The organism is Dactylosporangium sp. NPDC051485, assembly GCF_040682015.1.
GTDB lineage: Bacteria > Actinomycetota > Actinomycetes > Mycobacteriales > Micromonosporaceae > Dactylosporangium.
In genome coordinates this window covers 45,951-57,883 of record NZ_JBFAZW010000004.1, presented here as the reverse complement: position 1 = coordinate 57,883, position 11,933 = coordinate 45,951, and the positions used below count along the sequence as shown (strand labels likewise).

The 11,933-nt window shown below is 72.1% G+C and carries 14 protein-coding genes; 10 read left to right on the top strand and 4 right to left on the bottom strand.

Annotated features, from left to right (window positions below):
• Window positions 1-5: 5 nt before the first annotated feature.
• Window positions 6-863 (top strand): PhzF family phenazine biosynthesis protein, encoded by an 858-nt coding sequence (locus AB0M46_RS03110; protein ID WP_363332578.1) that lies wholly within the window; start codon window positions 6-8, stop codon window positions 861-863.
• On the opposite strand, the gene AB0M46_RS03105 is transcribed toward AB0M46_RS03110, so the two are convergent.
• The gene (locus tag AB0M46_RS03105; protein ID WP_363332577.1) at window positions 809-1,762 is read right to left on the bottom strand and encodes a DMT family transporter; all 954 of its coding nucleotides are present in this window, start codon (window positions 1,760-1,762) and stop codon (window positions 809-811) included. The genes AB0M46_RS03110 and AB0M46_RS03105 overlap by 55 nt on opposite strands.
• Window positions 1,763-1,842: 80 nt before the next feature.
• Here AB0M46_RS03105 and AB0M46_RS03100 point away from each other — a divergent pair, with 80 nt between their 5' ends.
• The 8 genes from AB0M46_RS03100 to AB0M46_RS03065 all read left to right on the top strand — a co-directional run bounded on the left by AB0M46_RS03100 (window position 1,843) and on the right by AB0M46_RS03065 (window position 7,761).
• Window positions 1,843-2,535 (top strand): HAD family hydrolase, encoded by a 693-nt coding sequence (locus tag AB0M46_RS03100; protein ID WP_363332576.1) that lies wholly within the window; start codon window positions 1,843-1,845, stop codon window positions 2,533-2,535.
• Window positions 2,532-3,119, top strand: a complete 588-nt coding sequence (gene amrA / locus AB0M46_RS03095; protein ID WP_363332575.1) for an AmmeMemoRadiSam system protein A — start codon at window positions 2,532-2,534, stop codon at window positions 3,117-3,119. The genes AB0M46_RS03100 and amrA overlap by 4 nt, the downstream gene beginning before the upstream one ends.
• A 5-nt stretch (window positions 3,120-3,124) precedes the next feature.
• On the top strand, window positions 3,125-3,619 hold the full coding sequence (locus AB0M46_RS03090) for a hypothetical protein (RefSeq protein WP_363332574.1): 495 nt from the start codon (window positions 3,125-3,127) through the stop codon (window positions 3,617-3,619).
• A gap of 160 nt (window positions 3,620-3,779) precedes the next feature.
• A complete protein-coding gene (locus tag AB0M46_RS03085; RefSeq protein ID WP_363332573.1) occupies window positions 3,780-4,733 on the top strand; it encodes a CoA ester lyase in 954 nt (317 codons plus the stop codon).
• Window positions 4,734-4,786: 53 nt separating this feature from the next.
• Window positions 4,787-5,698 carry an SDR family NAD(P)-dependent oxidoreductase gene (locus tag AB0M46_RS03080; RefSeq protein WP_363332571.1) on the top strand — a complete coding sequence of 304 codons (912 nt, stop codon included), beginning with the start codon at window positions 4,787-4,789 and terminating at the stop codon, window positions 5,696-5,698.
• A 68-nt stretch (window positions 5,699-5,766) separates the two neighbouring features.
• A complete protein-coding gene (locus AB0M46_RS03075) occupies window positions 5,767-6,477 on the top strand; it encodes a hypothetical protein (protein ID WP_363332570.1) in 711 nt (236 codons plus the stop codon).
• A gap of 52 nt (window positions 6,478-6,529) precedes the next feature.
• On the top strand, window positions 6,530-7,252 hold the full coding sequence (locus AB0M46_RS03070) for a hypothetical protein (RefSeq protein ID WP_363332569.1): 723 nt from the start codon (window positions 6,530-6,532) through the stop codon (window positions 7,250-7,252).
• 95 nt (window positions 7,253-7,347) lie between these two features.
• Window positions 7,348-7,761: a CoA-binding protein gene (locus tag AB0M46_RS03065; RefSeq protein ID WP_363332568.1), complete on the top strand. Its 414-nt coding sequence runs from the start codon at window positions 7,348-7,350 to the stop codon at window positions 7,759-7,761.
• Here the strand turns inward: AB0M46_RS03065 and AB0M46_RS03060 are convergent.
• From AB0M46_RS03060 to AB0M46_RS03050, 3 genes are all read right to left on the bottom strand, one after another.
• Entirely contained in the window at window positions 7,739-8,944 is a 1,206-nt protein-coding gene (locus AB0M46_RS03060; protein WP_363332567.1) for an acyl-CoA dehydrogenase family protein, read from the bottom strand. The two genes, AB0M46_RS03065 and AB0M46_RS03060, sit on opposite strands and share 23 nt — an antisense overlap.
• Before the next feature lie 95 nt (window positions 8,945-9,039).
• Window positions 9,040-9,864, bottom strand: a complete 825-nt coding sequence (locus tag AB0M46_RS03055) for a PD-(D/E)XK nuclease family protein (RefSeq protein ID WP_363332566.1) — start codon at window positions 9,862-9,864, stop codon at window positions 9,040-9,042.
• A 48-nt stretch (window positions 9,865-9,912) separates the two neighbouring features.
• Window positions 9,913-10,530, bottom strand: coding sequence for a MarC family protein (locus AB0M46_RS03050; protein ID WP_363332565.1), 618 nt, complete (start codon window positions 10,528-10,530; stop codon window positions 9,913-9,915).
• Window positions 10,531-10,646: 116 nt separating this feature from the next.
• On the opposite strand from AB0M46_RS03050, the gene AB0M46_RS03045 reads away from it, so the two are divergent.
• Window positions 10,647-11,891 carry a glycoside hydrolase family 18 protein gene (locus AB0M46_RS03045; protein ID WP_363332564.1) on the top strand — a complete coding sequence of 415 codons (1,245 nt, stop codon included), beginning with the start codon at window positions 10,647-10,649 and terminating at the stop codon, window positions 11,889-11,891.
• Window positions 11,892-11,933: the final 42 nt, after the last annotated feature.

Genomic DNA, 11,933 nt, shown 5'->3' with positions numbered 1-11,933 from the left:
CGGATATGAGCATGCTGCGGTACTCCGTCGTCGACGTCTTCACGGACCGCCCCTTCACCGGCAACCCCCTGGCGATCGTCCACGACGCGCAGGAGCTGGCCGGCGAGCAGATGCAGGCGATCGCTCGCGAGTTCAATCTCAGCGAGACGATCTTCGTGCTGCCACCGTCGACCGAGCGGGCGACGTACCGCGTCCGGATCTTCACTCCGGGCACCGAGCTGCCCTTCGCCGGCCATCCGACGATCGGCTGCGCGGTGACCCTGGTCCGCAACGGCGTGATCAAGGGGCCCGACGTGGTGCAGGAGTGCGGCGCGGGGCTCCTGCCGGTGCACGTGGACGAGGTGCACGGCGCGGCCACGGTGACCGGCGCCGACCCGACGATCGGCCCCGCGCTCGACCCCCTGCCGCTGCTGGAGTCGATCGGGCTCACCGAGGCGGACTACGTCGGCCCGGCGCCGCGCAAGGCCGGGTGCGGGCTGGAGTTCACGTTCCTGTCGGTGACCGACGAGGCCGTGGGCAAGCTGCGCCTGCTGCGGCCGGTGGACAACATCAGCGTGTTCCACTGGGACGCCGAGCAGCGCGTCGCGCACGTGCGGGTGCTCGTGCCGGACGCCGGCGTGGCCGAGGACCCGGCGACCGGCTCCGCCGCGCTCGGGCTCGGCGTGTGGCTGGTCGGCAGCGGGCTGGTGCCGGGGGATGGGCTCACGCGGTACGAAATCGGCCAGGGTTTGGAGATGCACCGCCCCTCGGCGCTGCACTGCACGGTGACGGCAAGCGGAGGCGAGGCGGTGTCGGCCACCGTCTCCGGTCACGTGGTGCCGATCGCCTCGGGCGAGATGATCGTCCCGCCCTTCATCGGCTGATCGGGACCGTCTCGACGGCGGCGGCCGCCCAGCAGTACGGCCGCCACGCCGGCCAGCAGCACCGCGATGCCCGGCAGCGTGCGCGCCGCGGGCAGCTGGCCCAGCAGCAGCCAGGCGATGGCCAGGGCGCCCGGCACCTCCAGCAGGAGCAGAACGGCGACCGTCGTGGCGCTCACCCGGCGCAGGGCGTAGTTGACCAGCGTGTGGCCGAGCAGCTGGGGTCCGGCCACCATGGCCGCGATGGCCAGGATGGTTCCGCGGTCGTACCCCCACAGCCGCACCCCCGCCGCCAGCCCGGCGATCAGCAGCAGCGCGGCGCAGACCGAGTAGCAGACCGTGGCGTACGCCGTCGTGGCCAGGCTGGCCCGCGCCCGCGCGCCGAGCAGCGTGTAACCGGCGGCGGCGATCCCGCCGGTCAGCGCCAGCGCGTCGCCGAGCAGCGCCCGCCCGGACAGCTGCGGGTCCGCCCCGGTGGCCAGCGCCACCCCGGCGACCGCGACCGCGATGCCGGCCCACGTGCTGGCCGGCGACCGCACCCCGCGGGCCGCCGCGATCAGCGCGGTCCAGACCGGCGTGGTGCTGACCAGCGCCACGGACATCGCCACGCTGGTCAGCTTGGTGCTGGGCACCCAGGCGCCGAAGTGCACGGCCAGGCACGCCCCGGACAGCGCGGTGACGGCCAGGGTGCGCCGCCCGGCGCCCGGGCGCAGCAGGTCGCGCAGCTGCCCGCGGCGGCGGGCCAGGGCCGGCGCGGCCAGCGCGGCCGCTCCCGCCGCGTTGCGCCAGAAGGCGATGGCGAGGGCCGGCGCGGCGGCGAACGCGATGAGCGGCGCCGACGAAGAGACGGCGATGATCGCGATCGCGAGTGCCGCAAGCGTGGAAAGGCCGACCTGGCGCATGGTGCGAATTGTCGTTGATCCGACACAAGCCGTCCCTGTGGGCGTGTAGACCGTCCGGAGGATGTGAGGGGGGGCGAACGGTGATCGAAGCCGTCTGTTTTGACTACTTCAACACGTGTACCAGCGCTGTTCGCCGCGGCAGCGGCCACCGCTGGACCGCTGAGGTGCTCGGCGTCGACTCGTCCGCCTGGGTCGCGCTGCTGGACCGGACGTACGACGAACGCGTCCGCGGCGCGTACGGCAGCCAATTCGCCGGCCTGCGCCGGCTCTGCGGCGAGCTCGGGGTCGAGCCGAGCATCGCGCAGCTGCGGGTCGCGGCCGAGCTGCGCCTGGCCACCCTGATGGACGACGCCCCGCTACGTCCGCAGACCATTCCCGTGCTGCGCTCCCTGCGGGAGGCCGGGCTGCGCGTCGCGATCGTCAGCGACTGCTGGTGGGAGCTCCCCGCGGTGCTGCCCCGCTCGCCGGTGGCCGGGCTGTTCGACGGGGCCGTCTACTCCGTGCAGGTCGGCCACGCCAAGCCGCACCCGGCGATGTACGCCACCGCCTGCGCCCTGCTCGACGTCGACCCGGCCCGATGCCTCTACGTCGGCGACGGCGGTGGCCGCGAGCTGTCGGGGGCCACCCGGTTCGGCATGGCCGCCGTCCAGCTGCGCGCCCCCGACCTCGGCAGCCACCTCACCTTCCACGCCGAGCCCGACTGGCGAGGGCCGTCGATCGAGTCGCTCGAGGAGGTCCTGACCCTGGTCGGGGCGCCTATGCTGGTGGGGTGACCGTGACGGCGACGCTGTTGCCAACGGAGGGACGCTTCCTCGCCCGCCTGGCGGCGGACGCGGTCCACGCGCGGCTCACCGGCGTCCGCCTCACCGCGCGCATCCCGTCCGACGGCCCGCTGCAGGACGACGGCGCCTGCTTCGTGACGCTCGAGCGGGCCGGCGCCCTGCGCGGCTGCGTCGGCAGCCTGGAGCCGGTCCAGCCGCTGCACCGCGACGTGGTCCGCAACGCGATGCGGGCGATGCGCGACCCGCGGCTGCCGCCGGTCACCGCGGCCGACTGGCCCGGCCTGGAGGTCAAGGTCTCGGTGCTGGACCGGCCGGAGCCGGTGGCGGCGGACGGCCGCGAGGCGCTGCTGGCCGCGCTGCGACCCGGCGTCGACGGGCTGATCATCGTCGCGGACGGGCGGCGGGCCACGTTCCTGCCCTCGGTCTGGGCCAAGCTGCCCGAGCCCGAGCGGTTCCTGGCCGCGCTGCTGCGCAAGGGCGGGTGGCCGGTGGGGGAGTGGCCGGCCGGGCTGACCGCGCTGCGGTACGGCTCCACGGAGTACCACGACCACGGCCCGCGCCCCGTGATTGGATGAGTCCCATGGAAGCGCTGGTCGAAGAGGCGGCGAAGAAGGCCGCCGTGGCCTGGGTCGCCGTCGGTGGCCGCCCGGCGACGCTGGTCTGGTGCGCCTGGCTCGGCGGCGCGCTGCTGGTCGTGAGCGGCGAGGGCGAGCAGGCCGCGCCCGGCCTGGCCGAGGCCGCCGCGGCCGACGTGAGCCTGCGCGGCGACCACGGGGGGCGGATCGTGACGTTCCCGGCCGAGGTGACCCGGATCGCTCCCGGCGACGAGGCCTGGGCCGAGCTCGTGCCCCAGCTGGCCGGCAAGCGGCTCAACGGGGCCGGCGGCGCCGGGGACCTGGCCGCCGCCTGGGCCGAGCGTTGCGTCGTCAGCCGGCTCACCCCGGTGGGCGCCTCGGCCGCGATGCCCGATGACAGCCAGGTCGCCCCGCCCCGCCCGACCCCGGCGACGCGCATCCCGCGCCGCCCGTTCCGTTTGCACAAGGTCCGCGGGGCAACGCGAGACCCACGGCGCTGAGGCTCTCGGCACAGCGGTCGCGGCGGCCACCCAGGCGGGATGAGGCGCCGGTGATGACCAGCGCACACCCGGTGAAATCTCCCACAGGGGCATTCTGCGCACTCACGCGTCGCGGTTACCGTTTGGTAGCCGTCCTGAACCTTCGCTAAGGAGTCCCGCCATGGCCGCACTCGGTCGCCCGCGCCGCTCGTGCCTCGCCGTGCCCGGATCGAGCGTCAAGATGCTCGGCAAGGCTCAGGGGCTCCCGGCCGACCAGGTCTTCCTCGACCTGGAGGACGCCGTCGCGCCGCTGGCCAAGCCCGAGGCGCGCAAGAACATCGTGGCCGCCCTCAACGACGGGGACTGGGCCGGCAAGACCCGGGTCGTGCGGGTCAACGACCTGACCACGCCGTGGACGTACCGCGACGTCATCGAGGTCGTCGAGGGCGCCGGCGCGAACCTCGACTGCATCATGCTGCCCAAGGTGCAGAACGCCGCCCAGGTGCAGTGGCTCGACCTGACCCTGACCCAGATCGAGAAGACCCTCGGCCTGCCGGTCGGCGGCATCGGGATCGAGGCCCAGATCGAGAACGCGGCCGGCCTGGTCAACGTCGACGCCATCGCCGCCGCCAGCCCCCGCATCGAGACCATCATCTTCGGCCCGGCCGACTTCATGGCCTCGATCAACATGAAGTCGCTGGTCGTCGGCGCGCTGATCCCCGACTACCCGGGCGACCCGTATCACTACATCCTCATGCGCATCCTCATGGCCGCCCGCATGCACGACCTGCAGGCCATCGACGGCCCCTTCCTGCAGATCCGCGACGTCGACGCGTTCCGGGAGGTGGCCAAGCGCAGCGCCGCGCTGGGCTTCGACGGCAAGTGGGTGCTGCACCCGGGCCAGATCGACGCGGCCAACGAGGTCTACTCGCCCGCCCAGGAGGACTACGACCACGCCGAACTCATCCTCGACGCGTACGACTACTCCACCTCCGAGCAGGGCGGCCGCCTCGGCGCCGTCATGCTGGGCGACGAGATGATCGACGAGGCCTCCCGGAAGATGGCCCTGGTCGTCTCGGCCAAGGGCCGGGCCGCCGGGATGAATCGCACGACCGCATTCACCCCGCCGAACTGAGAAAACGCGCGTCGCATTGCCCGCCGTGCGGTCCGGAAGGCAGGATTTGCCCTATGGCACCCGACCTACGTTCCAGCGGCCCCGCCGGTAAGAGCGGCCGGCGCGACGCGAGCCGTCCGTCCTCCGCGCGGCGCACCCTGCGAGCCGTACCGTCCAGCGGTCCCGACGTCGACGGACTCCCCGTCGACGAGGAGTCCCCGACCGTCGTCGATCGGCTCGACGGCCGCATTGCCCTGGTCACCGGCGCGGGCAGCCCCGACGGCATCGGCTACGCCACCGCCCGCCGGCTCAAGCAGATGGGTGCCGCGGTCGCGATCGTCTCCACCACCCGGCGCATCCACGACCGGGCCAGCGAGCTCGGCGTCATCGGCTTCGTCGCCGACCTCACCGTCGAGGCCGAGGTCGGCGCCCTGGCCGACGCCATCGTCGACCAGCTCGGCGCGGTGGACATCCTGGTCAACAACGCCGGCCTGGCCAGCAAGGCCAGCCCCGAGGTGCTGCGCCCGGTCGCGCAGCTCACCTACGAGGAGTGGCGGGCCGAGATCGACCGCAACCTGACCACGGCGTTCCTGGTCAGCCGGGCCTTCGTGGGCGGCATGGCCGAGCACGGCTGGGGCCGCATCGTCAACCTCGCCGCCACCGCCGGCCCGGTCAACGCGCTGCCCGCCGAGGCCGGCTACGCGGCCGCCAAGGCCGGCGTGGTCGGGCTCACCCGGGCCCTGGCCATGGAGCTCGTCGCCGACGGCATCACGGTCAACGCGGTCGCCCCCGGGATCATCCACACCGGGGCGTCCACGCTCGTGGAGCTCAAGCAGGGCTTCGGCACGCCGATGGGGCGCCCCGGCACGCCGGAGGAGGTCGCCGCGACCATCGCCTTCCTGTGCTCGCCCGGCGCCTCCTACATCACGGGTCAGATGCTCGTGGTGGACGGCGGCAACAGCGTCCGGGAGGCGCAGTACCGCTGAGATCGCGGTGTGTTGCTCACAAGCCTGCGGTCAGCGAATCATCAGGTTGGCTGGCTACGCTCGGCGACATGAAGGCTCGGGCCGGCGACTACGCGGTGCTGCTCGGCCCGCCGGTCGCCGTCGGGTCGGCCGTCGGCGTCGTGCTGCTCGCCGGCGAGCCCGAGGCATTCCTGCCCCTCGTGGTGGTCCTGCAGCCGCTGACCACGCTGGGCATCGTCGTCGGGCTGGTCCAGCTCACCCGCACCACGCGGGGCCCGTCGACGTTCCGGCTGGTGGTGTACGAGGGAAGGGCGGCCTTCGGTGCCCCGCCCACCTTCCGCCGCCAGTGCCTCTTCAACGGCCTGCTCAGCGCCGCGCTGCTGCTCATGGCCCTCAACGGCCTGCGCGTCCCGGGCCGGGTGGTGCCGGGGCTGGCCTGGGTGATCCTGGCCATGAACGCCTTCGCCATGGCGCTGCTGCTCTTCCGGATGATCCGCAGCGGCCCGCTGCTCATCACCGTCGACGGCGTCGCGATCGACGGCGGCCGCACCTTCGTGCCGTGGGCCGCGCTGGAGCCCGGCTCCGACAGTCCCCAGTGGACGCTGGCCCACCCGGAGCTGGTGCGGGGCCGTCCGATCAAGCGTTTTCAGCCCGGCCAGGTGGTGTCGCTGGACGTCTCGCTGTGGTTTCTGTTCCGCTCCATCCATTCCTACCTGGATCACCCCGAGCGCCGCGCCGCCATCGGCACGCCGGAGGAGCTCGAGCGCCTGCGCGGCACCCTCGCCCGCCAGGTCACGTGATCGCCCCGATCGTCCGACGCGGCCCGCTCCGTCTCGTTCCTACCATCGAGGCATGCGCTGGCCCTGGGTCGTCGTCCCGCCGCTGTACGTCCTCGCCGCCGGTGCGCTGGCGCACGCCCTCCCGCTCGGTCGCTTCTTCGTGTTCGGCGTGCTGGTCCTCGCCGGCCTCGGCGTCGGCCACCTGCTGACCGACCCGCGCCGCCGCGCCGACCCGCCGGCCCGTCCCGGCTGGAGCTTCCCGCCGCCGGCCCGCCCGGCCTCGGCCCGGATCGGCTACGCCTTCGCCGCCGCCGCGATCGTCGTCATCGATATAACGCTGCTCACCACCGACCCTCTCTCGATCGGCATCGCCGTCGTCGTGGCAGCGCTCCCGCTCGCCGTCGGCGTGCAGCTGCTCGCCCGGCTGGTCCGGGGCACGCCCGCGCTGCGCCTGAACCCCGCCGGGATCGAGGTGCGCGGCACCCCGTACCCCTGGGAGCGCATCGCCGCCGTCGAACTCAACGGCGACCCGGCCAACCCGCGCCTGGACGTGCTGCTGATCGGCCGCCGCCAGCCGGTCGCCCTGCGCCCCTTGGGCGTCGACGCGAACCTGCTCTTCCTGCTCGACCTGCTGGGGTACTACCACGCGAACCCGGCCGCCCGCCCGCTGATCGGCGACCCCTCGGAGGCCGAGCGGACCCACGCGCTGCTGCTGCGGGCCAGGCTGGCGGCCGGCCTGAGGGGCGGCCCGCGCCCCATCGTGACCGCTCTAGGGGCGGCCGGCGCCCCATCGTGAGCGCCCCAGGCATCGTGAGCGCCGCAGGGGCGGCCCGCGCCCCATCGTGAGCGACCCCACAGCGGGCTGAAAGGCTCCGAGCTACCGTCGATGGCATGCGCAGCGCCGAGCAGATCCTGCGCGAGGCCCGGACCATCGCGGTCGTGGGCGCCTCGCGGGACCGCACCAAGACCGCCCATGCGGTACCGCAGCAGATCCAGCGCCACGGCTGGCGCATCGTGCCGGTCAATCCCTACGCCGACGAGATCTTCGGCGAGCGCGCCTACCGCACGCTCGCCGACATCCCGTTCCCGGTCGACCTGGTCAACGTCTTCCGCCCGTCCGCCGACGCCACCGGCGTGGTCAAGGAGGCCCTGGCCATCGGCGCGCCCGCGATCTGGCTGCAGCAGGACATCGTTTCCCCGGAGGGCCGCGCCCTGGCCGAGGCGGCCGGCGTCGACTACGTCGAGGACGCCTGCATCGCGGTGATCCGGGCGGTGCACGCGATCAGCGGACCCCGTACTCCCTGAGCAGCCCCCGGCTGATGATGGTCTTCTGAATCTCGGAGGTGCCCTCGCCGATCAGCAGGAACGGCGCCTCGCGCATCAGCCGCTCGATCTCGTACTCCTTCGAGTACCCGTACCCACCGTGGATGCGGAACGCCTCCTGCACCACCTCGGCGCAGTACTCGCTGGCCAGCAGCTTCGCCATGCCGGCCTCGACGTCGTTGCGCTGGCCGGCGTCCTTGAGCCGGGCCGCGTTGACCATCAGCCCGTGCGCCGCCTCGATCTTGGTCGCCATCTCGGCCAGCTTGAACGCGATCGCCTGGTGCTTGACCAGCGGCTGCCCGAACGTGTGGCGCTGCTGCGCGTAGGCGATGGCCAGCTCGAACGCCCGGATCGAGATCCCGCAGGCCCGAGCGGCCACGTTGACCCGCCCGACCTCGATCCCGTCCATCATCTGGTAGAAGCCGCGCCCGGCCTGCTGCGCGCCGCCGAGGATCGCGCCGGCGGGCACCCGGACGCCGTCGAGCACCATCTCGGTCGTCTCGACGCCCTTGTACCCCATCTTCTCGATCTTCCCGGGGATGTTGAGCCCCGGCAGCTGCTCGTTGAGCCCGAAGCCGGGCTCCTTCTCCAGCAGGAAGGTCGTCATGTTGCCGTACACCGACTCGGCCCCGAGATCGGTCTTCACCAGCGTGGCCACGACGGAGGACTGGGCGCCGTTGGTCAGCCACATCTTCTGCCCGTCGAGCACCCAGGAGTCCCCGTCGGCGACCGCCTTGGTCCGGATCGCCGCCACGTCGGACCCGGTGCCGGGCTCGGACATGGAGAACGCGCCGCGCACCTCCCCGGTGGCCATCTTCGGCAGCAGCCGCCGCTGCTGCTCCTCCGACCCGTGCTGCGACACCAGGTAGGCCACGATGAAGTGCGTGTTGACGATGCCGGAGATCGACATCCAGCCGCGGGAGAGCTCCTCGACCACGAGCGCGTAGGTCAGCAGCGACTCGCCGAGCCCGCCGAACTCCTCGGCGATGGTGAGCCCGAACAGCCCCATCTCCCGCATCCCGGCCACGATGTCGGTGGGGTACATGTCGTCGTGCTCGAGCTGCTGGGCGTGCGGAATGATCTCCTTGTCGACGAACGCCCGCACGGTCTCGAGCATCGCCTGCTGTACGTCGGTGAGCCCGGGTGTCTGGGCGAGACGAGCCATGACGGAAGACCTCCAGAAGTTACCGGCGGGTATCCTCGAAGTATCTGAGCTTTCGCACCCCGGGCCAATGTGATCGCCGCGCAGTGCTCTGTGAATTAATCCACCGCGGCCCAGGGCTCGGCCGGGTCCGTCGACTTGCCGACGGGGCAGACACTCCGATAGTCGCACCACCGGCACCGCCCGGACGCGACAGCCGGGAACGCCTCGTCCGCCGGGCCGCCCGCCGCGATCACCGCCTCGGCCGCCACGATGTCCGCCGCCGTCTGCTCGGCCCGGCGCAGGTGCCGCCCCAGCGACTCCTCCGTGTGCTCGTGGGCCGCCACGCGCCCGGTCGGCAGGTGGTGCAGCTCGACCCGCCGGCACTCCTTGCGGAACACCCGCGAGGCCGCGATCGCGTAGAGCGCCAACGCCCGCGAGCCCCGGGCGTCGTCCTCCGACAACTCCGAACGCCCGGTCTTGTAGTCGACGATGACCAGCTCGCCGCCACGCTGGTCGATGCGGTCCACCCGCCCGGACAGGGCCAGGGTCTCGGTCCGGGTTGCCACCGTGCGCTCCACGCCGACCGGGTCGTCCGCGGGGTCGAGGCCGGTTACATACGCCTCCAGCCAGTCCAGCGCCCGGCGGTACGCCTGCCGCTCCTGCTCCTCGTCCCGGTAGCCCTCGCGCACCCACGTGGCCTTGAGCAGGGTCGGCAGCGCGCCGGGCGTGCGCCGCTCGGGGTCGAGCGCATACCAGTTCTTCAGGGCGTTGTGCACCGAGGCGCCGAGCGAGTTGTGCGCCCATGGCGGCCCCTTCGGCGGGGCCGGCCGGTCGATGTAGGAGTAGCGATAGAGGCGCGGGCAGTCCTCGTAGCTGCCCAGCTTGCTGGGGGTGCAGGTGAACAGCCGCCGCGGCGCTGCGAACAGACCCAATTGCTCCACGGAATGCATCCTGCCACCCGGGTACGACAAAACCAGAAACGTCGATCCTCAGTGTGGCGAGTGCAGGTACGTCGTCACGAACGCCCCGACCGCGTCGGCCAGCAGCTGCACCGCGATCGCCGCCACCAGCAGGCCGGCGATCCGGGTCACCACCTCGATGCCGCTCGGTCGCAAAATGCGCACCAGCACGCCGGAGAAGCGCAGCACGAGGTACACCACGATCATCACGGCGACGATGCCGACCGCGATGGCGAGGTACCCCGAGAAGTGGTCGGCCCGGCGCACGAACAGCATCGTGGCCACGATCGCGCCCGGCCCGGCCAGCAGCGGCGTGCCCAGCGGCACGAGCGCTACGTTGGTCGTGGCCTGCTCGCGGGGGTCGTCGGTCTTGCCGGTCAGCAGCTCGAGGGCGACGAGGAGCAGCAGCAGGCCGCCCGCACCCTGCAGGGCCGGCAGCTCGATGTGCAGGTAGCCGAGGATCTGCCGGCCCAGCACGGCGAACGCCACCACCACGCCGCAGGCCAGCGCCACCGCCTGCAATGCGGCCCGGTGCCGGCTGCGCCGCTCCATCTGGCCGGTGAGCGCGAGGAAGATCGGCACCGCGCCCGGTGGGTCCAGGATGACGAGGAGCGTCACAAATACTTCGCCGAAGAGCTTCAAATCCACGACCGGATTGTCGTGGCCGCCCTATATCGAGCGGATACCAGGGTCTTGACGAGGCTGAACAGCACACTTACTTTGCCTGAGAGAACAGCAAACTTTCCTTACAGATGGAGGGTTGTATGGGCAAACGCAGTGTCCTGGCCGGGTTTGCGGCCGCGCTGGCGGCCACGTCGCTGGCGCTCGTGCCCGGGACGGCGGCGGGCGCCCACGGCGCCACGCACCAGGACCAGTTCAATCGGGTCGGGTACTTCATCCAGTGGGGCATCTACGGCCGGCAGTACTACGTCAAGAACCTCGAGACGAGCGGGCAGGCCGCCCGGCTGACCCACATCAACTACGCCTTCGGCAACGTCGACGCGACCGGCAAGTGCGCCTCCGCCGACCCGTGGGCCGACTACCAGCGGCCGGTCTCCGCCGAGGAGAGCGTGGACGGCGTCGCCGACGCGCCGGGCCAGGCCCTCAACGGCAACTTCAACCAGCTGCGCAAGCTCAAGCAGAAGCACCCCGGCCTCAAGGTCCTCCTGTCGCTGGGTGGCTGGACCTTCTCGGCCAACTTCTCCGACGCCGCGCGGACCGACGAGTCGCGCAAGGCGCTGGTCAAATCCTGCATCGACACGTTCACGTCGACCGGCGTCTTCGACGGCTTCGACTTCGACTGGGAGTGGCCCGGCTCCGAGGCCAACCCCGGCAACGTGATCCGCCCCGAGGACAAGCAGAACTTCACCCTGCTCGTCGCGGAGTTCCGCAAGCAGCTGGGCAAGTCGGCGACGCTGACCGCGTTCCTGCCGGCCGCCCCGGCCAAGATCGACGCCGGCTTCGAGGCCAACAAGATCTTCAAGTACCTCGACTTCGGCTCCGTCCAGGGCTACGACTTCCACGGCACGTGGGAGCCGACCACCAACCAGCAGTCCGCGCTGTTCGTGCCGCGGGGCGCCCCGACCACGCCGGACTTCAGCGGGGCCAGCTCGCTCAAGGCCTGGACCGACCGCGGCGCGCCGAAGAAGCAGCTCCTGCTGGGCGTGCCGTACTACGGCCAGGGCTGGACCGGCGTCACCAACGCCAACCACGGCCTGTTCCAGCCGGCCACCGGCCCGGCACAGGGCACCTGGGCGGCCGGCAACGAGGACTACAAGACCCTCGCGACGCTGCCGCAGCAGGGCTACAAGGTCTACCACGACGTGCTCTCCGGTCACGCGTGGCTGTTCAACGGCACCACGTTCTGGACCTTCGACGACCCGGTCGCCGTGGCCCAGAAGGGTCTGTTCGTGCGCCTGTCCGGCTACGGCGGCGCGATGATCTGGTCGCTCGACGGTGACGACGCCAACGGCACCCTGACCAAGACCATCTACACGACCCTGCGCTAACCGAAAGACCGGCCGGCCGCGGACCCGTTGTCACGGGTCCGC

What these genes read in the sequence shown, in the direction of transcription:
- AB0M46_RS03110 (WP_363332578.1), top strand. Translation starts at nt 6, where the DNA reads ATGAGCATGCTGCGGTACTCCGTCGTCGACGTCTTCACGGACCGCCCC.
- AB0M46_RS03105 (WP_363332577.1), bottom strand. Translation starts at nt 1,762, where the DNA reads ATGCGCCAGGTCGGCCTTTCCACGCTTGCGGCACTCGCGATCGCGATC.
- AB0M46_RS03090 (WP_363332574.1), top strand. Translation starts at nt 3,125, where the DNA reads ATGGAAGCGCTGGTCGAAGAGGCGGCGAAGAAGGCCGCCGTGGCCTGG.
- AB0M46_RS03085 (WP_363332573.1), top strand. Translation starts at nt 3,780, where the DNA reads ATGGCCGCACTCGGTCGCCCGCGCCGCTCGTGCCTCGCCGTGCCCGGA.
- AB0M46_RS03080 (WP_363332571.1), top strand. Translation starts at nt 4,787, where the DNA reads ATGGCACCCGACCTACGTTCCAGCGGCCCCGCCGGTAAGAGCGGCCGG.
- AB0M46_RS03075 (WP_363332570.1), top strand. Translation starts at nt 5,767, where the DNA reads ATGAAGGCTCGGGCCGGCGACTACGCGGTGCTGCTCGGCCCGCCGGTC.
- AB0M46_RS03070 (WP_363332569.1), top strand. Translation starts at nt 6,530, where the DNA reads ATGCGCTGGCCCTGGGTCGTCGTCCCGCCGCTGTACGTCCTCGCCGCC.
- AB0M46_RS03065 (WP_363332568.1), top strand. Translation starts at nt 7,348, where the DNA reads ATGCGCAGCGCCGAGCAGATCCTGCGCGAGGCCCGGACCATCGCGGTC.
- AB0M46_RS03060 (WP_363332567.1), bottom strand. Translation starts at nt 8,944, where the DNA reads ATGGCTCGTCTCGCCCAGACACCCGGGCTCACCGACGTACAGCAGGCG.
- AB0M46_RS03045 (WP_363332564.1), top strand. Translation starts at nt 10,647, where the DNA reads ATGGGCAAACGCAGTGTCCTGGCCGGGTTTGCGGCCGCGCTGGCGGCC.